This window comes from Ruegeria sp. CDSA089, assembly GCF_059612205.1.
Window position 1 is genome coordinate 1 of record NZ_JBXWQD010000003.1, and the last position, 22,480, is coordinate 22,480.

General features: G+C 57.7%; 22 protein-coding genes and 1 tRNA gene. 12 read left to right on the forward strand and 11 right to left on the reverse strand.

Translation table 11 applies throughout. The features are described 5' to 3' along the window. The 5 genes from AC2FJ6_RS08815 to AC2FJ6_RS08835 all read left to right on the forward strand — a co-directional run. The coding region (locus AC2FJ6_RS08815) for a hypothetical protein (protein WP_496668847.1) at positions 1-307 on the forward strand (307 nt) is incomplete at its 5' end. A 224-nt stretch (positions 308-531) separates the two neighbouring features. Further along, positions 532-1,287 carry a 5-oxoprolinase subunit B family protein gene (locus AC2FJ6_RS08820; RefSeq protein WP_496668849.1) on the forward strand — a complete coding sequence of 252 codons (756 nt, stop codon included), beginning with the start codon at positions 532-534 and terminating at the stop codon, positions 1,285-1,287. After that, positions 1,284-2,282, forward strand: coding sequence for a 5-oxoprolinase subunit C family protein (locus AC2FJ6_RS08825; RefSeq protein ID WP_496668852.1), 999 nt, complete (start codon positions 1,284-1,286; stop codon positions 2,280-2,282). The genes AC2FJ6_RS08820 and AC2FJ6_RS08825 overlap by 4 nt, the downstream gene beginning before the upstream one ends. Positions 2,283-2,295: 13 nt before the next feature. Beyond that, positions 2,296-3,057, forward strand: coding sequence for a LamB/YcsF family protein (locus tag AC2FJ6_RS08830; RefSeq protein WP_170775806.1), 762 nt, complete (start codon positions 2,296-2,298; stop codon positions 3,055-3,057). 150 nt (positions 3,058-3,207) lie between these two features. Further along, positions 3,208-4,455 (forward strand): hypothetical protein, encoded by a 1,248-nt coding sequence (locus AC2FJ6_RS08835; protein WP_170789808.1) that lies wholly within the window; start codon positions 3,208-3,210, stop codon positions 4,453-4,455. A gap of 85 nt (positions 4,456-4,540) precedes the next feature. Here AC2FJ6_RS08835 and AC2FJ6_RS08840 read toward each other — a convergent pair whose 3' ends face one another. Beyond that, positions 4,541-5,920, reverse strand: coding sequence for a D-alanyl-D-alanine carboxypeptidase family protein (locus tag AC2FJ6_RS08840; RefSeq protein WP_170775802.1), 1,380 nt, complete (start codon positions 5,918-5,920; stop codon positions 4,541-4,543). Between the two features lie 281 nt (positions 5,921-6,201). Then, positions 6,202-6,903, reverse strand: a complete 702-nt coding sequence (locus AC2FJ6_RS08845; RefSeq protein ID WP_170775800.1) for an HAD family hydrolase — start codon at positions 6,901-6,903, stop codon at positions 6,202-6,204. A gap of 94 nt (positions 6,904-6,997) precedes the next feature. On the opposite strand from AC2FJ6_RS08845, the gene clpS reads away from it, so the two are divergent. Genes clpS through hemF form a run of 4 tightly spaced genes read left to right on the forward strand, consistent with a single transcriptional unit; the run spans position 6,998 to position 10,053 of the window. After that, the gene (gene clpS / locus AC2FJ6_RS08850; RefSeq protein WP_170775798.1) at positions 6,998-7,339 is read left to right on the forward strand and encodes an ATP-dependent Clp protease adapter ClpS; all 342 of its coding nucleotides are present in this window, start codon (positions 6,998-7,000) and stop codon (positions 7,337-7,339) included. Between the two features lie 24 nt (positions 7,340-7,363). Further along, positions 7,364-8,329 carry a class I SAM-dependent methyltransferase gene (locus AC2FJ6_RS08855; protein WP_170775796.1) on the forward strand — a complete coding sequence of 322 codons (966 nt, stop codon included), beginning with the start codon at positions 7,364-7,366 and terminating at the stop codon, positions 8,327-8,329. A 37-nt stretch (positions 8,330-8,366) separates the two neighbouring features. After that, positions 8,367-9,164 carry an SDR family NAD(P)-dependent oxidoreductase gene (locus AC2FJ6_RS08860; RefSeq protein ID WP_170775794.1) on the forward strand — a complete coding sequence of 266 codons (798 nt, stop codon included), beginning with the start codon at positions 8,367-8,369 and terminating at the stop codon, positions 9,162-9,164. A gap of 4 nt (positions 9,165-9,168) precedes the next feature. Further along, complete coding sequence (gene hemF, locus AC2FJ6_RS08865) at positions 9,169-10,053, forward strand: oxygen-dependent coproporphyrinogen oxidase (RefSeq protein WP_170775792.1); 885 nt, start codon at positions 9,169-9,171, stop codon at positions 10,051-10,053. 2 nt (positions 10,054-10,055) lie between these two features. Here the strand turns inward: hemF and AC2FJ6_RS08870 are convergent, their stop codons facing one another. The 5 genes from AC2FJ6_RS08870 to modA form a co-directional block, all read right to left on the reverse strand. Then, the gene (locus AC2FJ6_RS08870) at positions 10,056-10,463 is read right to left on the reverse strand and encodes a hypothetical protein (protein ID WP_170775791.1); all 408 of its coding nucleotides are present in this window, start codon (positions 10,461-10,463) and stop codon (positions 10,056-10,058) included. A 31-nt stretch (positions 10,464-10,494) separates the two neighbouring features. Next, positions 10,495-10,908 (reverse strand): hypothetical protein, encoded by a 414-nt coding sequence (locus tag AC2FJ6_RS08875; RefSeq protein ID WP_170775789.1) that lies wholly within the window; start codon positions 10,906-10,908, stop codon positions 10,495-10,497. Between the two features lie 126 nt (positions 10,909-11,034). Further along, a complete protein-coding gene (gene modC / locus AC2FJ6_RS08880) occupies positions 11,035-12,132 on the reverse strand; it encodes a molybdenum ABC transporter ATP-binding protein (RefSeq protein WP_170775787.1) in 1,098 nt (365 codons plus the stop codon). Continuing rightward, positions 12,129-12,821 (reverse strand): molybdate ABC transporter permease subunit, encoded by a 693-nt coding sequence (modB, locus tag AC2FJ6_RS08885; RefSeq protein ID WP_170775785.1) that lies wholly within the window; start codon positions 12,819-12,821, stop codon positions 12,129-12,131. The genes modC and modB overlap by 4 nt, the downstream gene beginning before the upstream one ends. 3 nt (positions 12,822-12,824) lie before the next feature. After that, entirely contained in the window at positions 12,825-13,802 is a 978-nt protein-coding gene (gene modA, locus AC2FJ6_RS08890) for a molybdate ABC transporter substrate-binding protein (RefSeq protein ID WP_331252156.1), read from the reverse strand. On the opposite strand from modA, the gene AC2FJ6_RS08895 reads away from it, so the two are divergent. Next, entirely contained in the window at positions 13,801-15,054 is a 1,254-nt protein-coding gene (locus tag AC2FJ6_RS08895; protein WP_170775783.1) for an aminotransferase class V-fold PLP-dependent enzyme, read from the forward strand. The genes modA and AC2FJ6_RS08895 overlap by 2 nt on opposite strands. Before the next feature lie 62 nt (positions 15,055-15,116). After that, a tRNA-Val gene (locus AC2FJ6_RS08900) sits at positions 15,117-15,192 on the forward strand. 449 nt (positions 15,193-15,641) lie between these two features. Here the strand turns inward: AC2FJ6_RS08900 and AC2FJ6_RS08905 are convergent. From AC2FJ6_RS08905 to AC2FJ6_RS08920, 4 genes are all read right to left on the reverse strand, one after another. After that, positions 15,642-17,525, reverse strand: a complete 1,884-nt coding sequence (locus tag AC2FJ6_RS08905; RefSeq protein ID WP_170775781.1) for an amidohydrolase family protein — start codon at positions 17,523-17,525, stop codon at positions 15,642-15,644. A 70-nt stretch (positions 17,526-17,595) separates the two neighbouring features. Next, complete coding sequence (locus tag AC2FJ6_RS08910) at positions 17,596-18,774, reverse strand: carbohydrate porin (protein ID WP_496668855.1); 1,179 nt, start codon at positions 18,772-18,774, stop codon at positions 17,596-17,598. Continuing rightward, positions 18,771-19,535, reverse strand: coding sequence for a DUF3299 domain-containing protein (locus AC2FJ6_RS08915; protein WP_496668858.1), 765 nt, complete (start codon positions 19,533-19,535; stop codon positions 18,771-18,773). The genes AC2FJ6_RS08910 and AC2FJ6_RS08915 overlap by 4 nt, the downstream gene beginning before the upstream one ends. Positions 19,536-19,561: 26 nt before the next feature. Continuing rightward, the gene (locus AC2FJ6_RS08920; RefSeq protein WP_496668860.1) at positions 19,562-20,959 is read right to left on the reverse strand and encodes an amidohydrolase family protein; all 1,398 of its coding nucleotides are present in this window, start codon (positions 20,957-20,959) and stop codon (positions 19,562-19,564) included. A gap of 143 nt (positions 20,960-21,102) precedes the next feature. Between AC2FJ6_RS08920 and AC2FJ6_RS08925 the strand changes: the two genes are divergently transcribed. Then, entirely contained in the window at positions 21,103-22,107 is a 1,005-nt protein-coding gene (locus AC2FJ6_RS08925) for an AraC family transcriptional regulator (RefSeq protein ID WP_496668862.1), read from the forward strand. Positions 22,108-22,480 lie beyond the last annotated feature (373 nt).

The window sequence follows — 22,480 nt, forward strand, 5'->3', positions numbered from 1 at the left end:
CCAGAGCCAAAAACCAGACCGTTGCGCCAATCCCTCAGCGCGCCCGCCTAAACCTCAACCTCAGATGCCCCCAGTCTATCCTGAGCGTCTCAACCGTCTTTCCAGTCCGTCAGCACCGTCTCCAGCGCCCCAGCACCGCCTCAGCAGCGCCGGTGAAGGGGGTTCTAAGGTTTACCGATGGCCTCTGCAACAGCAAAATGACAAAAAGCGAATTTTTTTTGCGAAACTCTTTTTCTTTTATATTTCACAAGCACTTAGGCTGCACTTCGATGACGGAAACCTGCGTCCACCCATCGCAATCACCTAAGTACGCAAACGGCGAACCTCCAATCCAGTCTATATATAGTGGATGATACCTGTTTGGCCACAATAACCCCCGAGTCGAAGGGTGGATTCGACTCGGAATCCGCCCACCCAAAACCAAGTGGACCGCGCCAAAAAAACCAATTTCAACAGAACAGCCCCAGCTTAACCTTGCGCAATCTGACCTAATGGGGTCAGGTCGCAGTCAGGATAAGCGCGCATCATGAAATGACCTCGAAATACGCTGACACTTTTCCCTGTATTCGCACCGTTGGCTTCGACGGGCTGCTGATCTCATTTGCAGATACCATGGCTGAACCTTCCAACAGGGCGGCATTGGCATTTCGGGGGGCAATCGATGCGTTAAACTGGGCCGGCGTTCTTGAGACATCGGCCTCATTGGCGTCGGCCTATGTTCGGTTTGATCCGGCCGTGCTGCCGCATTCTGACATCAAGGACTGGTTGACACACCTGTTAGCACAAAAGGACTGGTACAAAGCGGCGATGCCTGCGGGTCGCAGGCTTTGGACCGTCCCTACTGTTTATGGTGGTGAGCTTGCGCCGCAATTGGATGACGCCGCCCAGGCCGCTGGTCTGGAACCGGCCGAGGCTGTGCAGCGCCTCAGTGCCACGCGGGTGCGGGTACTGACCATTGGTTTTGCCCCTGGGCAACCTTACCTCGGGCCGCTTGGACCGGAATTCAACATTCCGCGCCTCAAGGATCTGACCCCTATGGTGCCTGAAGGTGCGCTGGTTCTGGCCATATCGCAATTCGTTCTGTTTTCGGGGGCTACACCCACGGGCTGGCGGCATGTGGGGCAAACGGCGTTCCGATGCTTCCGTCCAGATGCGCCCGACAGCTTTGCCCTAAGACCCGGTGACGAGATGCAATTCGTTCCCATATCTGCCGATGAGTTGAACGCCATCCGCGCAGTCAATGGAGACGGGATGGGCGGCGCGACGTGTCAGGAGATCGAAGGATGAGCCTGTCAGTTCTGCGCATCGGTCCCGCCTGCACCATACAGGATCAAGGCCGCACTGGATATCTGGATCAGGGCCTGTCGCGTTCGGGTGCCGCGGACATAACGGCCCTTCACGAAGCCGCGGCGCTGTTGGCGCAAAGCACGGATTTGGCCGCGTTGGAAATGGCCGGAATGGGCGGAGACTTCGAAGCCACTCTAGGCACTGATATCGCCCTGACCGGTGCACCGATGCAGGCCAGCATTGATGGCAGTCCGGCCATGTGGAACGCCTCGCACAGGTTGGAGCCAGGTCAACGTCTGTCCATTGGGGCGGCCACGCAAGGCACGTATGGCTACCTCCACCTGAGCGGCGGGATTGATACGCCTCTGTTTCTGGGGTCTCGCGCGGCCCATCTGACCGCCAAGGTCGGACGGGCCGTTCAGGCCGGTGATCAGTTGCCTGCCAAAGGCGGGGCTGGACGAGCGGGTATGAAGCTGCGGCCCGATGATAGGTTTTCCGGGGGGCGTCTTCGCGTTTTGGCCAGCTTCCAGACTTCTCTGTTCGATCAGGACACGCTGGATCGGTTCGCGCTGACCAGTTTCCAGCGGGGCGCGCGAGCGAACCGGATGGGGATGCAGCTTGAAAGCGCGGGCGAGGGCTTTGCCGCCAATGGGCAGCTCAATATCCTGTCCGAGGTTATTACTCCCGGAGACATTCAGATGACCGGCACGGGCAATCCTTTCATCCTGCTCCCCGAATGTCAGACAACGGGCGGTTATCCCCGTATCGCGACCGTACTGCCTTGCGACATTCCCCGCGCGGCGCAAACCCCGGCTGGGGGTGAGATACGGTTTGAGTTTGTGTCTCTGGAAGAGGCCATCACCCTGCACGCCGCCTATTTGGCCGATCTGGCGCAGCTGCCCGGCCGTGTTGAGCCGATGGTTCGCGATCCGCACGACATCCCGGACCTTCTGTCTTACCAGTTAATCGGCGGAGTGATCTCAGCCACCGAATAAAGGAGAATTGCCGATGCCCAGCGTCGATCTGAATGCGGATATGGGGGAAAGCTTTGGCCCCTGGAAGATGGGCGATGATGACAGCCTGCTGAAGATCATCACCTCGGCCAATATCGCATGTGGCTTTCATGCAGGCGACTGGGATGTGATGGCGCAGACGATGACGCTGGCCGCAGAAAACGGCGTTGGGATCGGTGCGCATCCCGGCTTTCCCGATCTACAGGGCTTTGGTCGCCGCAACATGAAAATACCACATGCGTCCTTGCGCAATCTGGTGCGCTATCAACTGGGGGCCGCGTTGGGTATGGCGCAGGCGGTTGGTACCAAAGTCCGGCATCTGAAATTGCACGGCGCGTTGGCCAATATGTGCTCGGTTGATGTGGATATGGCGCGCGCCTGCTATCAGGGTGCGTTGGACGTGGACCCCGATATCATCATCATGGTGCTGGCCGTCACCAAGCAAGAAGAGGCCGTGCGCGACCTTGGCTGCAAATGGGTCGGAGAGATTTTTGCCGACCGCGCCTATAATGACGACGGAACGCTGGTGGATCGAAGCTTGCCCGGCGCTGTCATCCATGACCCCGACCTAGCTGGCCCACGCATCCTGAACATGGTGCGCGAAGGGGCCATCATCACAGAATCCGGCAAACGGCTAGAAACTTCGATCGACACCATCTGCCTGCACGGAGATGGCCCAACGGCAGTGCAAATCGCAGCCTCGGCGCGCGAAAACCTGATTGCAGGCGGGGTCGAGGTGACGAAGTTCATCCGCTGATCAGATTGGCTTAAGACGAAGCGGCTACACCCTTAGTGTTGCCGGGGTCAGTTTCAGCCCCTAGCATGACCACAAGTCCATGTTCTGAATACCACAATCCCGGCAACACCCTGCGCCGCCTTTGAGGCGCAGGAGCAAGGAGATAGCTTAATGTCTTTCGACCTGATGTCTTACCAACCGCGCGGCGACAAGAAAAACTCGGATTTTTTCACCGAATATCTGCCCAAAATCTACGAACGCCGCACCAGCTCGGGCGTTGCCGATCTGGTCGGGGCGATGAAGGCAATCGTGATACAGGTGGAAACTGATGCGCTGTTTGACACTCTGGTCGAGCTCTACGTGATGACACCCTATCGCCACACGGCCAGCTATCTGGGGCACACACATAAATTCTCTGTCCTGCACTCGCATCCCGACTATCCGGCGCTGGTTGTGATGGCGCCACTCAATCCATCGTTCGAAGACTTTATCCCCCGCATCAACCGTATGTATCCGCTGGCGCGGAAGACCCCGCAGACCCGCTATGTCGGAGAGGTTTTTGCCGCTTCCGACCTGACTGCGCTGACCCAAACGCTACAGGATCAGAATATTCGATTCGAATATTCTGGGGACACCGAAAACCCGTTCTACACGCTGGATGGCCTGCGCTTCACAACCCCGTCGGATTTCACCTGCAACCGGGTGGGCTATTCGACGCTGGATTTCAACGACACCGACAGCCTGGGCCTAGGCGACCGGATTTTGCTGAGCGACGACGAAAAAGCCCGTCTGGATCAGGCCGCCGCATTTGGTGCGGACAGCAAGATTGCACCGCTGATGCTGGGCATTGACCACCTCGCCACGCGGGTTCTGGCCGGCGAGCGTGAGGACGCGATCCTCGAATTTCTGACCATGGTGCCCTACTATTTCTGGGGGGCGTACAACATCTCTGAGATGAATTCGTCCACCAATGTGAACCGAAACCCAAACGTAGATGACGACAAGAAATCGCCTGCCAAAGTGTTCACCGCCAACAACACGCCGTCCTTCGTGAATTCCTTCGCCAAGCTGCCGATGCCGACCGAGGATTTTGTCCGCAATTTCGGCCGTCGCCTGCATCACATGGCGGTCGAAGTTCAGGATGGCGATCACGGCGCGGGTGAAAAGAACGTGGATTTCGTGGTGAATACGCTCAAGGATAAGGGCGTGCCATTTCTGGCCCATGTGGTGGGTGAATGTAAGGATGATCCGAACCTTAAGCAGATCTTCTCGAAACACTCGAAAAACACGCTGCTGATCACCGAATATATCGAACGTTGCCACAAATATGATGGCTTTTTCACCAAGGATAATGTCGCCGCGCTGACCGCCGCGGCCGGGCAGGATGAGCAATATCAGCACGGCCATGTGTTCGACTGAAGCGCTGATGTCTTGTATAAAGCGCCAAAAAAAGGCTGCGAGTTTCCTCGCAGCCAAATCCAACCAGGAGAGAGAATGTCGGGTCTTATGACGGCCCGATCATGAAACAGGTGACGTTGCGGGCCTGCAGCCTGCGGCACGCCAGATCGGCCTGTTCGCGGGTCATGCCCTGAAACGTCGCATCGAAGCCGCGCGCGCTTTGGTTCACTTTGCGCAACGTGCCTTCCAGAGTGGTCATTTCCGCCAGAGCGGTTTTCAACAGCACCTTCTCGGCCTCGTATCGCGTGGTATAGCGGCCCACATTCACACCCCACAAATGTCCACCCGAGGTAGACAGACGGGTGACGATTTCGGGCTCGGGTTCTGGCTGAACATTCGGGTCGGTCGAGGCCAGAACCAGGCTATCCGGGCGCGCTGCGGGGCGCGGTGTGTCCCCCGTTGGAGCCTGCACATCCGCCTGCGCGATGGCTGCGGCGATCCCATTCTGGATGCGTGCATCATGCTGCGCAGCCGTGGCGGCGACGGCCCCGGCCAACTGCACAGTCGCCGCGCTTGGGCGTACAACCGGACGCAGGCTGGTGGTCGGGGCACCGACCAGACGGGCAACCTGCACATTCAGGCCCGCATTGCCCGCATAAGCCGGACGCGAAGGCTTGCGAATGGGCGCGCGCGACGGGGCGCGGCGGAAGCCCATATCCAGCAATTCTGCCACTTTGGCATTGCGCGATGCACCCGATTTGCCGCCAAAGACGGTAGCGATGATCCGTTCATCCTTGCGCTTGGCCGAGGCCACAAGGTTGAAACCCGCAGCCCGCGTGTAGCCGGTCTTGATCCCGTCCGCGCCTTTATAGGCGGCCAAAAGGCGGCGGTTCGTATTGGGCACCGTCTTGATCCCGGCATCGGTCGAACGACGTGAGAACAGGTTGTAATATTGCGGATAATCATACAGCAGATGCCGCCCCAGCGTGGTCATGTCGCGCGCCGTGGACAGGTGGCCCGACTCGGTCAGGCCATGGGCGTTCTTGAAGGTCGTGCGGCTCATACCCATCGCTTTGGCGGTCCGGGTCATGCGGCGGGCAAATGCCGCTTCGGAGCCGCTGATGGCGATCCCGATGGCCGTCGCCGCGTCATTTGCGGATTTCACCGCCGCCGCGCGGATCAGATACCGGAAAGCAATTCGCTGTCCCGAGCGCAAACCCAACTTGGACGGAGGCTCTGCAGCCGCCGCTTTGGTTATGCGAACCTGCGTGTCCAGCTCAATCTCGCCATTCCGAACGGCCTCGAACGCGATATAGAGCGTCATCATCTTGGTCAGTGACGCAGGGTGCAGCCGGGTGTCGGCATTGCGCGAATGCAGCACCTCGCCGGTGCGTGCGTCAATCACCATCGCTGCATAAGGCGCGGCGACAGATTGCACCGGCACCAAGGAAAGCAGCCATACGAATGCTATAAGAAATAAGCCCATTCGGGCCGGAACTGTCCGCCGAACCTGCACGATCTTTGCCTCTGTCTACCTCGGGCCGCCGGGTTTTCCCGGTCAGCAAATCATTTATTTTATTGCCCACCAGCGTAACACAGAGGTCGCGCGAAAGAAACCGAAAGCTGGCTAAATCGTCGTTTGTTTCAAGGCGTGTCGCACCACAATATGTAGAACAGAACCACCGCGCACCCACTAGATCAGCGCCTGACGCAGCGCCTCCACGCCCCTTGGCATCAATTTTTTGTAACTGGGGCCATTCGGCAACATCAGGAAAACGTGTTGATGAACCCCGACAGCTCCCCAAGATCCCGCAGTTCTTTGTAGCGCTGTGAGGTGGATGGGACCTCGGCTTCTTCGATCTCCCATATCAGCCCGTGGGGCACATAGACGCCCCAACACCCAGCCTGAATCGGGGCGACCACATCGGACCGCATCGAATTGCCAACCATCATCGCATGTTCCGGCCCATCCCCGTGACGCGCGAAAATTTCGGTGTATGTCCCCGCGGTCTTTTCCGAAACGATCTCGACCTCATCAAACAGTTCGCCCAAACCTGATTGGGCCAGCTTTCGCTCTTGGTCGATCAGATCACCTTTGGTGATCAAAACAACCTTGTGAGTCGTCGCGACAGCCTCGATCGCTTCGCGGGCATGGGGCAGCAATTCGATAGGGTGGGCCAACATCTCTTGCCCGGCTTCGATCAATTGGCGAATGACCGAGGCAGGCACTCGGTCTTCCGTCACCTCAATGGCTGTCTCGATCATCGACAAGGTGAAGCCTTTGATTCCATAACCATAATGGCGGATATTACGCTTTTCAGCGGCCAGAAGGCGGTCCATCAGATGATCCCGCTCGGCGTGATCTACCAGAAGGTCGGCGAAATGCGCCTGTGTCAGTTGAAAGAAACGCTCATTGTGCCACAACGTGTCATCAGCATCGAACCCGACGATGGTCAGCTTGTTTTCCATTGCATTTGCGTCCTGCTGGCTCTTTTCTCTGGCCCCTTGGACGTTATATAACCGCTCAGATAAACCGAAGCCTGAATCGGTATAGGTGCGCGCAATGTTTGAAAATCAATGGACAATGTCTGACAAATCGGATGACGAGGGTGGCTCGTCTGTCCTGGTCGAGACGCGCCCAAAGACCAAACGCCCACCGCTGTACAAAGTCCTTCTGCTGAATGATGACTACACCCCGATGGAGTTCGTGGTTCATGTGCTTGAACGTTTCTTCGGCATGACCCACGCGCAGGCGTTCGAGATCATGCTGACCGTGCATAAGAAAGGCGTCGCCGTCGTTGGCGTCTTCAGCCATGAGATTGCCGAAACCAAGGTGGGTCAGGTGATGGATTTCGCCCGCAGGCACCAGCACCCCCTGCAATGCACCATGGAACGCGAAGAGTAACCCTACTCTTCCCGTAAATCGCTGATGTCCCCTCGTCTTGATCTTGCCTTGAACAGCGGCCTTGCGCTGTCACAGCCGCTGACTGTGATCGGTCCGACACCTACCCACGACCTGTCCGCGATGCCGCGCGACGCGCAGGTGGTGCAGTCGTTCAAACCATTCCACGACCATTTTGAAGCGCAGGGGTTTGACGTCACACCCGAGGCCAGACATGCGTGTCAAGACGCGGTAATCTTTCTGCCCCGCGCCAAGTCACTGGCCCGCAGTCTTGTGCAACAAGCCTGTTTACGCGCCGAGGGCTTAATCGTTGTGGACGGAGCCAAAACCGACGGGGTGGACAGCCTGCTGAAGGACATTCGCAAACGCGTTCCAGTCGAAGGGCCGATTTCCAAGGCGCATGGCAAGATATTCTGGTTCACCTCCGATCCAGCGGCGTTCGCCGATTGGGCTGCGCCCAAGTCGCAAGTGGTGGACGGGTTTAAAACTGCCCCTGGTGTGTTCTCGGCGGACGGAGTTGACCCGGCCTCTGCGCTGTTGCTGGACGCATTGCCCGCTAAACTAGGCGCGCGGGTGGCTGATCTGGGCGCGGGCTGGGGCTTCCTGTCCGCAAACCTGCTGCAAAAACAAGGGCTGCGCAGTCTGTATCTGGTTGAGGCAGACCACATCGCCCTGACCTGCGCCAAGACAAACGTCACCGACGAAACGGTATCGTTCCATTGGGCGGACGCCGTGACGTGGCGTGCGCCCGAGGGGCTGGACGCGGTTGTTATGAACCCGCCCTTTCACACTTCGCGCAGCGCAGACCCCGCGCTGGGTCAGGGCTTTATTCAATCCGCTGCGCGCAATCTGGCGAAGCACGGAGAGCTGTGGATGGTGGCCAATCGCCACCTGCCTTACGAAACAACTCTGAACGACACATTCGCGCGTGTCGAAGAAGTGACCGGAGACAATCGGTTCAAGGTGTTCCACGCCTCTCGCCCTCGGCGATGATCCCGGTTAACCTGCGCGCAACTCAGGGAGGTTCCGCATGTCCTTTTCCATAACAGGCAAGACCGCCATCGTGACCGGCGGCGCCAATGGCGTTGGCCTGGCAATCGGTCGGCATTTTGCGGATGCAGGCGCCAATGTGATGTTCGCTGACATGGACGAGAAGCGCCTGGCCGAGGAACTGGGCGAACAGGCCGATGACAGCAACATCCGCTTCTTCGCGGGCGATCTGCGTGAAAAACTGACCATTGCAAACCTACTTTCGGCCACGATAGACGCCTTCGACCAAGTGGATATCCTGATCAATGGCTCACGGCAGGTGATCCCGTCGGACCCGCTGGATACCGATGATGACTCGGTCAAAACCTTGCTGAATCAGAACCTGATGCCTGCTCTGCGTCTCAGCCAGGTTGTGGCCAAGCGCATGATCAAACAGGCCGGTGACGGCGACGCGCCCGCCGGATCGATCATCAACCTTTCCTCGATTGCCGCACGCCGTACGCACCCGGACCTGATGGCCTATTCGGTCTCGACCGCCGCGTTGGATCAGATGACGCGATCGTTGGCCGTGGCCTTCGCCCCGCATCGCATCCGCGTAAACTCGATCGCGTTGGGGTCTGTGATGAGCGCCTCGTTGCAGTCCACGCTCAAGGAAAACCGCGATTTCCGCGATGATATCGAGAAACACACGCCGCTGGCACGCATTGCCGCCCCGACCGAATTGACCGAGACGGCGCAGTTCCTGGCCTCGGACGCGGCAGGGTTCATCACCGGACAAATCCTTACCATTGACGGCGGTCGCACCCTGCTAGACCCCGTCGCAGCCCCGGCCCACTAAGCTTATGTTCGAGATCGAAAAATCCACCGCCTCTGCCTGGTTCCGCCAACTGCGCGACGACATTGTAGTCGCGTTTGAAGCGCTGGAAGACAGCCACGACACCGGCCCCTTTGCCGCAGCTCAACCCGGCCGGTTCGAGGTCAAGGAAACCAAGCGCCATTCGGATGATGGGTCAGACGCGGGCGGAGGATTGATGTCGGTCATGCGCGGCGGTCGTGTGTTCGAGAAAGTGGGCGTCAACGTCTCGACCGTTTACGGCACGCTGGGCGAGCGAGCGCAGCACGCTATGGCAGCGCGCAAGGGCATTCCGGGCATGACCGAGGACCCGCGGTTCTGGGCTTCGGGCATTTCGCTGGTGGCGCATATGCAAAACCCACATGTCCCGGCGGTTCACATGAATACCCGAATGTTCTGGACCCCGCATGCCTGGTGGTTCGGCGGCGGGTCGGACCTGAACCCGTGTATCGAATATGAAGACGACACCGCCCATTTCCACTCCGTCCAAAAGGCGCATCTGGACCCGCATGGGCCGGGACATTACCCGCGCCTCAAAGAGTGGGCGGATGAGTATTTCTATATCCCCCACCGCAAACGCGCACGCGGTGTGGGCGGGATATTCATGGATGACTATTGCACCGGCGACTGGACGGCGGACTTTGCGTTGACTCAGGATATCGGCCGCGCGTTTTTGCCTGCCTTCCTACCGCTTGTTGAAAAGCGCCGGGTGCAGGGGTTTGATGACGCAGACAAAAACACCCAGTTGGTGCATCGCGGACTCTATGCGGAATACAACCTAGTCTATGATCGGGGCACCAAGTTCGGGCTGGAAACCGGCCACGATCCCGATGCTGTGCTGATGAGCCTGCCACCTTTGGCAAAGTGGGTTTGAGGTCAGAACCCAAACTCCAGGAAATTGTCAAAGCAATACCCCTGCGCCGAGGCTGCCGACAGATTTTCGCCCACACGTTTGACGGTGACGGAATAACTCGTGCTGGTATCCGCGCCCTCCGGCGGCGTTAGGGAGAACTGCACGGTGCGGGTCTGTTTTTCGTAGGCGCGGTAGATATAGATGCGCTGGGTCGCCTTGGTTCTGAGCGTCCGAATAGCATAATCGCCAATACCACACCAATAGGCCACCGGCGCCGACGTTCCCCGCGTCGAGACTTCGTAAACGCCATTGCCCTTGTCTGCCACATTGATCCGAATGGCCGGGTTCAACCTGAACCCCACCCCAACAGCCTGTGCCAGGCCCGGCACTACAATAGCGATTGCCACAATCGCCGCTTTCCATGATGTCATCTGCGTCCTTAATCGGGCCGAATTGGCCGCGCTATTTCTTCCTTCGGAAATCAATAACGCTATCATAGCACAGGTTTTCGGCCCGCGACGCAGATAAGTTTTCCCCCACGCGGTTAACAGTGAGCGAATAGCCAGGGGTCGTGTCGATGTCCGCCGGAGGATCGAACGAGAATTTGACGGTGCGCGCACCCGGCACATAGGCTTCGGCGATGTAGATACGCTGAGTTCTTGCCTTGCCCAAGGTCTGAACCGCGTAGTCCCCAATACCACACCAATAGACCGGGGCCGACGAAATGCCGACAGGTTCCACCCTGTAGACGCCACCCTCCTCAGGCGTGACAATCACTTGGAACGTGGGGAAAATCCCCACCCCCGGTCTGTTTGACTGCGCGGTCGCGGACCCTGCGACGACGACCAGAAAAATCGCGGCCAGAATAGCTTTCACGAAAATACCTCCGTCCTAAAGGCCTGATGCCACTGGGCTTAGGTCCATAAGACGAATTGAAATATTTAGTTACAAGCGCACGCTTGACCACGATTGCGTTACCCGATTGATAACAAAAGCCAGAGGTTAGCTTTGATTCACCCGTCCGCCCACGTCATGCGGGGCAAGCGCAACTGTCTTGATGACCGCATAACATTGCATCCCGGTTTGCAGACCCAGCGCATCGACCGAACGGCGCGTGATGCGGGCCAGAACCGGACCGGCAGTGGTTTGCAGCGACACGATAGCGCCCGGCCCGTCGCCTGCGCGGATCGTGTCGACCGTGCCAGACAGCACGTTCAGGGCCGAAAGCCCCTCGGGCGGTTTGTTCGACAGGATGACCTCTTGTGCTGGGATGCGGATACGCAGGGTCTCGCCAATTTGATGCGGAATACGCGGCAGAAACAGGCTGGCCCCACCCGCATCCAATTCCGTGAGGCCATCCACATGGTGCTTCGACACCCGAACCTGCAACACCGCGCCAACCGCCCGGATACCCGCAGGCGCAACCGACGGGTCGGCCAGAACCTCGGAGGCTGGTCCGTGGCGCACCGCCTTGCCGTCCTGCAAAGCAACGACCGACGTTGCCAGCCGCGCGACCTCAGCCGCAGAGTGGGTGACGTAGAGGATTGGGACCGAGACCTCATCCCTGAGCCGTTCGAAATAGGGCAGAATCTCACCCTTGCGCGCATCATCCAGAGCGGCCAGAGGCTCGTCGGCCAGAATAAGGCGCGGGCTGGCCAGCAAGGCCCGGCCAATCGCCACGCGCTGTTTCTCACCCCCCGACAGACCCGCAGGGCGGCGGTCCAGCAGATGGCCGATACCCAGCATCTCGATCACTTTGTCCGGGTTTTCACGCCGCGCGCCCTTGGGTGCGAACCAACGCCCGTAGGACAGGTTCTGGCGCACGGTCAGGTGGGGGAACAAGCGCCCTTCCTGAAACACATAGCCCAGGCGGCGTTTATGCGGTGGCAGCCACAAGCCCTGTTCGGTGTCAAACAACTCCCACCCGTCCACGGACACGCGGCCCGAGGCGGGCTTCAGCAACCCCGCCACGGCATTGACAACCGTGGTCTTACCCGAACCAGACCTCCCGAACAGAACCGTCACACCCGAAGGCGCATCAAAGCTGAGATCCAGCTTGATATGAGGCAGATCGTGCTGCAATCGAACGGATAAGCTCATGACCCGGCCACCCTTGCCGCAACGCGACGACCGATGAATTCCGACAGCAAAAGCGCGCCCATGGCGATGATGATCGAGATCACGACCAGTCGGGTCGCCGCCGCCTCACCGCCCGGCACCTGAAGGAAGGCATAGACCGCCGATGGCAACGTCTGGGTTTGTCCGGGGATGTTCGAGACGAAAGTGATCGTGGCACCAAATTCGCCCATCGCCTTGGCAAAAGCCAGAATAGCGCCCGCTATCACGCCCGGCAGGATCATAGGCAGAGTGACGGTTGCGAAAACCATCAGACGCGAGGCGCCCAGCGTTGCGCCGGCCTGTTCCAGCTTTGGGTCAACCGCTTCGATCGACAGACGGATCGCGCGCACCATCAGCGGAAAGGCCATGATGCCGGCGGCCAGCGCAGCGCCGGTCCAACGGAATGCGAAAACGATGCCGACCTCCGCCATCACGCGCCCTAGGGGTCCCTGCAGCCCAAAGGTCAGCAACAGCAAATACCCGGTGACAACCGGAGGCAAGATCAAGGGTAGATGCACCAGCCCGTTCAATACCTGCCGCCCCGGAAACCGCCAACGTGCCAGCGCATAGGCCACGAATATCCCAAACGGCAGCGTCACTAGCGTCGCCCAGAATGAAACGCGCAGCGACAGTCGCAACGCCTCAAGCTCATCTGGTCCCAGCCAACCCATGCGTTACTGGCCCGGCAGGGAAAATCCCTGCCTCTCGAACACCGCCTGCGCGGTCGGGGATTGCAAGTGATCCAGAAAAGCTTTGGCCTTTGATCCCGCTATTGCGGTCAACGCGGCTGGATAGATGATAGGAGGATGCAAGTCGTCCGGAAAAGTCGCCATGACGCGGGCCCGGTCCTCGACCGTAGCATCCGACCGATAGACGACACCCAAAGGCACCGCACCTGCCGCGACAAGGGCCAGCGCCGCGCGCACATTATCAGTCTGCGCCACCTTGCCCTGCACATCGTCCCACAGGCCCAAATTGGTCAGAGCCGCTTTGCCGTAAATCCCGGCGGGCACCGCATCGACCAGCGCCATGGCCAGATGCCCGTCTTCTAATGCCGCCAGCAGATCAGTCTCGACCGCGAACCCGTTCAGCCCTGGGACCGTTGGGCCACCAATCAGAACCAACCTATTGCCCAGCAGATCAACCCGTGATCCGGGCGCAATCAGGCTGCCCTCCTGCAACACATCCATCCACTCGGCATTCGCCGAGATGAACAGGTCTGCCGGAGCGCCCTGCTGAATCTGGCGCGCTAGAACCGAAGAGGCCGCGTAGGACACCGTGACCTCTTGCCCGGTCGCGTCCTCGTACTGGATGGCGATTTCGTCCAACGCGTTTTTCAGGCTGGCGGCAGCAAAGACCAGAACGCCGTCGGCCCCCGCACGCATCGGGGTCAGCATCAGGACGCAGAAAGTGAAAACCGTGACCAGCGCCCGGCGCAGATGTGACAGGATCATTCCCAGCCCGCCCGTTAGATCAACATCCCCTCGGGGATATCTGAGGCAACAGGGCGCACGCAAGTACCGATGCACTTCGACCCCGTCCAGACGCCCGAAATTACGCACAAAAAAGGCGGTGCCGTGTCGCAAAGAGGATTGATCTGCCCGACCGCTGGAAGGATGCTGCTCTGAGCCACAGAACAGGACCACCGTCATGCTGCACACTACTCCCGGTCTGATTGACGCGATCCGCGCGCGCTTTGCCCATGTTGAAACCTGCCCGTTTCAAGGGCCCCGCATCTTCTTTGAAAACGCAGGCGGCGCGCTGACGCTCAATTCGGTGGTACAGACCTCGGCCAAATTCGCCGCGATCCCCGACAATCAGGGCCGCGACAACGTGGCTAGCCATGCGCTGGTCGATATCATCAATACAGCCAAGGCCGATTTGTCGGTGTTCATGAATGCGTCTTCGGGTCAGTTCTTTGTGGGCGAAAGCGGGACCGAACTGCTGTTTCGGATGATCCGCACCGCCTGCGTGAACGCGCCCAAAGGCAGCAAAGTGATCGGCAGCTCGATTGAGCATCCCGCTAGCCGCAGCGCCGCCCGACGCTGGGCCGATATTGCTGGGCTGGATTATGTCAACGTCCAGCACGATGACGAAACGGGGCTGGTCACCGCCGACGCCTACCGCGCCGCAATGACCCCCGACGTCCGTGTGGCCACGATCGTTCACGCGTCGCCCGTGACCGGTATGGGTATGAACGTTGCCGCCATCGCGCAGGCCATCCGCGACGTCTCGCCTGACTGTTTCATCATTGTCGACGGTATCCAGCACGCAGCCCATGGGCAGTTGGATATCGACAGCTACAACGTCGACGGCTATGCGATTTCACCCTACAAAGTGTTCTCGCGTCACGGCTATGGCATTGCCTGGACCTCGGACCGGTTGACCGCCCTACCCCATGACCAGTTGATCGACGCCCCCTCAGACGGGTGGGAGTTCGGAACCCGCGACACCGGCTCTTACGCCACCATGTCCGATGTCGTGGCCTATTTCGACTGGCTGGGCGCGCAGGTCTCGAACGCCACGGACCGCCGAGCAAGGATCGAGGCCGCGGGCCGCGCCATCCACGCCTACGAAACCCATCTGACAAACACCATGATCAAAGGCACCGGCAACCTGCCCGGCCTGCGAGATATGGAGCATATCTTGGTCCTGGGCGGCGCAGATAATCCCGCGCGCGAAGGGTTGGTGTCTATCGTGGTGCACGGGAAACCCTCGGCCGAGGTCGTGACCCGCCTGAACGATCAGGGAATCCGCACCCATATCCGCAAAGCCGATCACTACAGCGGCAACGTTCTGACCCCGCTGGGCTTGAACGACTGCATCCGTATATCACTCTGCCACTATAATACCGAGCTGGAAGTGGCCCAACTGCTGGCCGCACTCAAAGAGATGACGGACTGATCAAAGAATTTCTGTCCAACCCTCTTGCGCCCGCGCGCAGGCTTGGCTACATGCACCGTCACGGGTGATTAGCTCAGTTGGTAGAGCGCTTCGTTTACACCGAAGATGTCGGGAGTTCGAGTCTCTCATCACCCACCATCCTTCCCCACAATGTATCAAGGTCTTGCGCGACTAGTGCCTATTGTTGTGCTGCGCGAAAAACTGTTTCCGCTGCGCTTAGACAAAAAAGCTGTCTCCAACACAGGAGAGATAGGCCATGGCAACAATCATAAAACGGCCTACCGAAAAGTGGCAGGCGACGGTCCGGAACGACGGCAATCCCGATCCAAGACCTTTCAAAAGCGTGCTGATCCGGCGAAGTGGACGTGAGAGATTGAGGTGCGCGCCAAGGAGGGTCGTTCACGGAGACAAACAAAGCGATCATTCAGCCGCGTCGCAGCATTCGGCACATTGGGCTCAGAGTGGTCATTCTGATCTGACGGGCAGCTGCCATGCGGACAAAGCTACCCAAAGCTGATTGGTTGCTGATGATCGTTCTCCATTCTAAAGCAGACTTTGGTTTTTTCGCTACTCCGAGGCTCCGCGAATTAGTTTGCTCTTCGTTGTTCTGACTGACTGGGTTTGGATCCGCCTGTTTTGGACGTCATGGCCTTCGCGTAGTCGCGTTTTGCCTGCGCAGGGTCCTCGAAGCGAGCATGTACGACGCAAAAGAATAGGGTACTGTCATCTCGTCCGTTGCGAGGTGTGAACCAATCAAAGGGATCGCTCGGCTTTACCGATGCAGTCTGATTGGTTGGCGAAGTCGCAGGTGCGACACTGGCTTCACTGTTTGAAATGTCATCAAGCAGTGTTGGTCGGGCAGTGCCAGTATCCGGCGTAAGAATACCCATGATCTGCTCGCGACCAGCCGGAACAAAGCGCCCGCTTTCTTCAACTGGAAACCGGATTGGCTGCCCAGCATAAACATCTCGTTGGACTTCGCTATTCCTGACAACAATCGTGCCGTGAACAAGCACATACGGAATGCCTTCTGACGGAAGGCCTTGCTGACCCAGAGTATAGTTCGCTTTTTCGGTCACAGTCTCCGGATCAAAGATCGTGATGTCTGCGACCATGCCTTCCTGCATACGCCCACGCACCTGCATTGCACGCAAACCTGTGTCGCCCAATCGCTTCGCGTGTATGTAGCTTAGCTGTGTGAGCGTAAGCATCAGCGGCACATTCGCTTCGCGGGCCAATCTGAGGACAAGCGCGTGGCTGCCTGCTGACCGAGGATGCCCGGCATAGTCTTCGTAGGGTGCATCCCAACTCATCAGATTGCCCTCAATATCCAACCCGGCCATACCGTCGCCCGAGATGCCATAGCCTGCGATAGTGATCCAATCATTGAGCCATTGCTCTCTCGGAGGGCTAAAAACAATGGCTGTCCGTCCCGGTTCATTCTCGGCAAAGCTCAAGAACTCGTCTTTGGTCACAAAGCGATCGAGTTGGGGATCAAAGATAGTGTCTTCGTATTTGTACCCCATCGAGCCTTCCCAATTTTCGGGGGCGATGATGGAGGCTCCGTAGTTTCCCGATCCGGCGGTCCAGGGATAGTAACTGGACCAGACGTTATAGCCTTGGTCGCGGGCCATCTGGAGTTTTTCCTGATTTTCCCACCACCCATAATCGTTGTCGTGATGAATGTGCAGCGGCGCGTCGAGCACCATCGCATTGACTAGGATTTCGTTGACGCCGGTCTGTGTCTCAGTGGGTGTCGAGGCACTGGGATGAAACCGGTGATGCACCGAAGTTAAACGCCCGTAACGCGCCGCAGCCCGCTGTGCTTCGAACATCTCGTAGGTTGTGATGCCTTCGCGGGCGTAGCCGATGGTCGATCCCACGCCGAGTGCTCCAAGACGTAGTCCTTCATCCAGTTGGGCAGTGATTTCGTTCATCTGCTCGCGGTTGCTTGGAACCGACGACCACCCTTCGACGCCGTCTTCCACAGATTGTGCCCGCAGTGCGAAAAAGTTCCGGAAGTCTATGTCCCCACCTTCCAGCACAAGGCCGTCATGCACCCGCATCCGCGCGAATTCTTGTCCAACGACCGTGCCATAGTTTGCCTGCGTCACGCCTTGGCGCGCTGCGTACCAGTCGTCGATATTCGCGGCCCCGACCTCAAAATCCATTTGCGTCGTAACACCGTCACGAAGGTTGACCTTGATACCCCAAGGATCCAGCCCGTGTTGTTCAAGGTCGATAAACCCGGGCGCCACAACGTGCCCTGTCGCATCGATGGCTTCGCTGCCGCCGATGTCTTCGTCGGTAATCGCAGTGATCCAGCCGTTGCTTATTCCAACATTAGCGATCTGGTCGAAACCGGTTTCCGGATCCATTACCCGACCATTGAGAATGACCACGTCGTACGTCTGCGCGACACATAAGGTCGAACACACAGACAATGTCCCAGCCAGAAACAGGGTACGCATGGTTAAGTCCTTTCTTTGGTCAGCAATTCAGGATGTTTCGTAAATTCTTGGCGTCTGCTTTCGCGACACATCAGAAAACGACCCGGGTTCTGAGGCTGAACAGTGTAATGCTGTCCTGCATGGGATTCAGCAGAGGGTTGGAAACGTATTGCAGGGACGGTGTGATCTGCAGCCCGGGCGAGATTGAAAACCGGTAGAAAGCTTCGAGCGTGAACTGGTCACCGTCTATGCCTCTTGCCTCGGCCCAATTCAGGCCCAGACCGGCCAGATCGGTATTGCGGCCATAGTAACCCAAACCGGCAGAAACCGACCGGTCATAAAGAGCGGCGGTCCGTCTTGAGGCCCCTGCCCGAAAGAATGGCATCCACCTATTGTCAACAAACCATGCAGCAGAGAACGCAGCGCCGTAATCTTCCGCTCGACTGCCATCGTCAGCCGCATCCGCATGCCAGAGGGTCAGATGGATATTGTCGAAGTAGATGCGATCAAAGCCGGAAGTGTAACCAAGCTCGAGTGACTTGAAGAGATTGCCGTCGCTAAACACATCAAAGTTTGGATCGGACGGGTCGGCGTTTGCGTCTGATACGCTGGCAACGGCGTAGAGGTTCTCGCTCAGCTTTACCCCACCGGCAATACCAAGGCCTTGGTTGGGCGTGTTAATTGTCGGGTTGGTATTGAAAGACAGGTTTTGAAAACCGCTATAGGGGCTTACCAACCCGTAGATATCCACAAAGTCCGTTACATCAATCTGCCCGACTTGCAGCGTCCACGACCCATTCTCGGCCCTCTGGGTCCAGAAAAGGTTAGTCAATAGCAGACCATTGTCGTTGAAGGCTGTTCCCGTGATCGAAAGCGCTCCGCCATCCAGCCCAAGAAACTGCGGAGCAACGTCAGTGTAACTGTGCCGGTCTTCGATCTTGAATGTTAGAGAGCCCCGTTCAGTTGCCTGCCAACTGCCGTAGAGGCGTGCAATTCCACTTGCCGCTTCACTGGCTCCCAGATCAGCGTTCGTGGTTTGACCCAGCGCCAAGTAATCAATGTTGAACCGAAACCCGCCCTCAGCCAGTCGGTCTTTCCACTCAAACCAACCCGGCGCGATGTTGCGCGGAAAATCGGAACGGTATCGTGGGTCGGTCAGGCCGTCTCCGGGCTCTAGATCAGCTTCGACCGAAGATGGGCCGGATAGTCCCTGAGCCGACGCTGCGTCAGCAAAGGCAATGCTCAATGCGGCAAACAAAAGTCTTATCATTCAGGCGCCCTTGCTCCGCCGGTCTTGCGATTTCCCGCCGCCCGGATGCGATCAGCGGCTCGCTGCTTCCATTCCAGCCTATCTGCTTCAGTTTCCAGAGTTTCGACACGTTCCGTCTCTAGCTGGAAGGTCGCATTCATCGGCATGAGACCATCCACAACCATCATATTTTGAACGTAAGGATCGATAGTCAGCTTACCGGTCAGCCGAACGGGTTCGTGGACATAGCTGGGCGTCCAGTCCCCGTTCAACCGCACGCGGATCATCTGGTTCGGCGGAGGTGGAGGCATATGACTGCACATCCCTCGTTCCGGCACTAAATACGCGACAGGCCGCCCGTCCGGATCATTCGGAGCAGGAATGGCAAAGCCCGCCAGTGTGATTGTTTGGCCGTCTAATTCCGGATTTCCGTTCGTGCCAGCCTTTCTTCGACGTTCCGTTACCACCTCTCGCTGATCGAGTAGCCAGTCGACATCAATTCCATCAGACGCCAAGGCATCCTCAGTCTCGGTCAAAAGCATTTGCCACTTTTGCCGCTCGTCTTCACTGCCATCATTCTGCTGCAGCCTGCCACGCAATCGCACGACGTAGAGGACATCGTCGAATTGTTCGGGACTGAGATCACGGTAGGGGTCTTCAAAGATCTGCGAGGATGGGTCCGGCAGGTCTGCCCAGTCCAACGCGGTATCGGGCGTCGCCATGGCAGACTGTCCACACCAAACCAACCCTGCCAATACTACGGTGCGAAACACATAGTGCATAGATGCTCTCCGGCTCTTTAGAGGTGTCAATCCAGTGTGTTTTTGTAGATGACGCCGTCCTTCATGATCAGGCGGATCGTCTCGGGGCTTTCGGGCCTCGGGTCGGCACCGAACCACTGATCGCCCGTACCAACGACCGAGAAATCTTCGAGCGGGTTACCGTCGATAAGCAGGATATCCGCATAGGCACCTTCTTCGATCACACCCAGTTTCCCGGCGGTATACGGGTTCATGAAGTCACCCGACAAAGCGACCACCTCGCCACCTGTCGATGTCAGCGTGACCATAGATGTGTAGGGCCCGAAAAACTCGTTGTTCAGGTGTTTTTCATAGGCAATCTGGATATTGCAGGCCTCGACCGAACCAACACAGTCGGTCTGGAACCCTCGCTTCACCGGACATTCCTTCATATTGTCGATGTAGCCTGCAAACGTGGCCGAAGCGGACTTGGCTTTGGCAAGGCTCGACGGGACGTTTGCTACCGCTGGAATATCGAGCAGTCCGGGATCGAAGGCCGTCAGGTTGGTGGTGATATACGCCCCTTTTTCGTTCATGATTTGGGCAATTTCACAGTCAAACGAAAAGCCATGTTCGATGGACATGACACCTGCGTCCAGCGCACTCAGGATCGCTTCCTTGCGATAGGAATGCGCCATGACATAGCTGCCGTATTCATTGGCCACTTGCACGGCGGCCCTGATCTCCTCGGGCGATCCAGCCAGCAATTGCCATGGGTCGAAGGCCGAAACGACACCCCCGGATTGCATGAACTTCAACTGAGTCGCACCCATGCGGAAGTTGTTGCGCGCGAACCTGTAAACGTCGTCCACTCCGCTCACCTCCTGCGCCAAGTTCAGACGGCTCATGTTTGTCTCTGAACCCGGAGGAGCGGTGAAATTCGCAAAGTCAGCATGACCGCCGCGCGTTCCGATAAATGCACCGGACGGAAAGTAACGCGGTCCGTCAATTTGGCCTGCGTCAATTGCGCGGCGTAACCCGCCATTGGCCCCACCCGCGTCCCTGACTGTGGTGAAGCCCTGCATCAAATACATCTCGGCCATCCGCGCACCGTGTATAGCAAAGTCTTCCCACGTTGTGTTGGCCTCCATCGCGGGCAAGGTTGGCCCCATCAGCATCAGGTGCGCGTGCAGTTCGATAAACCCGGGGGTCAGTGTCCGTCCCTCTCCGTCAATGACTGCGGCATTGGGGGCATCAATCGCATCGGTTGAGACGGCTTTGATCAAGTTGCCCTCGACCAGAACGCTCGCATTTTCGATACGCTGTTCATTCACGCCATCGAAGACATGCACGTTAGTAAACAGCGTTTGGGGTTCTTCCTGATCCTGAGCCTGGGCGGACGCTGAAAAAGAAAGACCGGCAGCGGCGATTACCGCCAAGTAAAGCGACATTCGTAGACCGGACATAGGTACTCCCTTCATATTCTTGTTTTACCAACTGTAGTCCGGAAAACTTTACCGCGGTTGCCAGTTTCGAATTATAATGTTCGAATGTGATAGTAAAAATGGCCACTGAACAGCGCATTCAATCCTAGAAAAAGGTGACGAGATTGCCTTTCAACACCACCTCTCAAGAGCATAGCGAGGGCTTTATTCGCCTCTCTTTGGCTGCCCCGTTTTTGCAGTATCTCATCGACCGCGAGATCGATCCGCAACCAGCTTTGGATCAGGTCGGGTTGAAGGCCGAACTGTTGTCTGACCCATCCGTGTTCGTTCATTCAGAGTTGGTCTACGGGTTGGTTAATACCTTCTCAGAAGTTTCAAGGGATCGGTATCTTGGACTGAATGTTGGGGAGACGTTTGACCTGCAAGCATGGCCACCTTTCGCCCAGGCCTTGCAATCGACAAAGACATTATTCGAGTTTTTTACCCGATTTGTCCGGCTTGTGCCGCAGGAATCCAATTCCGTGCGGCACAGCCTTGTCATTGAAGCGGACAAAGCGACCTATCGTATCGAAAGGCAGCAAGAACCGACTGTTCCACCCGTTCAGGTGACCGGCTTTGGAGCCGCAATCTATGTACGCCTATTGCAGACCGTCGTCGGCGATTCCTGGGATTCTTCGCGCGTGCGATGGGAAAGCAGATACATCAATGGTCTACCTATCGACTATAAAGGGATCGAGGTTGGCTTGGGAACCTATCCCGGAATGCAAATTAGCTTTCCTGTGGAATGGTTGTTTTTGCACCATGTCTCTGAGTGTACTGGCAAACCCGTAGCCTCACCGCGACAAGATGAAGAAGTAACCGTGGTGGCAGCTTTGCGATCTGTTTTACGTGACAAGCTAGATGAAACCGATTTGGGACCAAATGTAGTGGCTGGGTTGCTGGGGATACAGCCGGAACGGTTTCTGAAGGCCCTTCAGCAACAAGGCACAACGCTACCCCGCGAAATCAAGCGGCTTCGTGTCGATGTGGCAAAGGAGCGCCTAAAAGAAGACCAGATGACAATTGCAGAGATCGGTCTGATGCTCGGCTATTCTGACAAGTCCCATTTCACTCGCTTTTTTCGAGGTCAAACCGGAATGACACCGACCAAGTTCCGCCTTGGTGCATAATTGCTGGACTGCTTTTCCACTACTTTGCAAGTGGGGACCAACAAGTATTCGCAACACATTTTTTGAAGCCCCTATCTTAGGATCGCAGTGGGACAATTTCCCCATAGCCCCTATGGCAGCTTTTACAGTGCTACGCCTCCGCTTCAGCAAACCTCTGACTAAGTTCGATCGGCAGCAAATCTGATTGAAGCAAGTTGTCATGCGCTATTGAACCGTTGGGAAAACGGTGCGACCTCCAAGCCACTGACAACGCAAGGCATCTCTCCAAGATAGCACTGGTCGCGGCAGAGGAAAACAGCACCTTATTGCACGTGCGGTTTGAGTCAAAACGCTTCGTTGGCTCCGAGTTTGCCGGAAGGCCGTGTCTTTTATC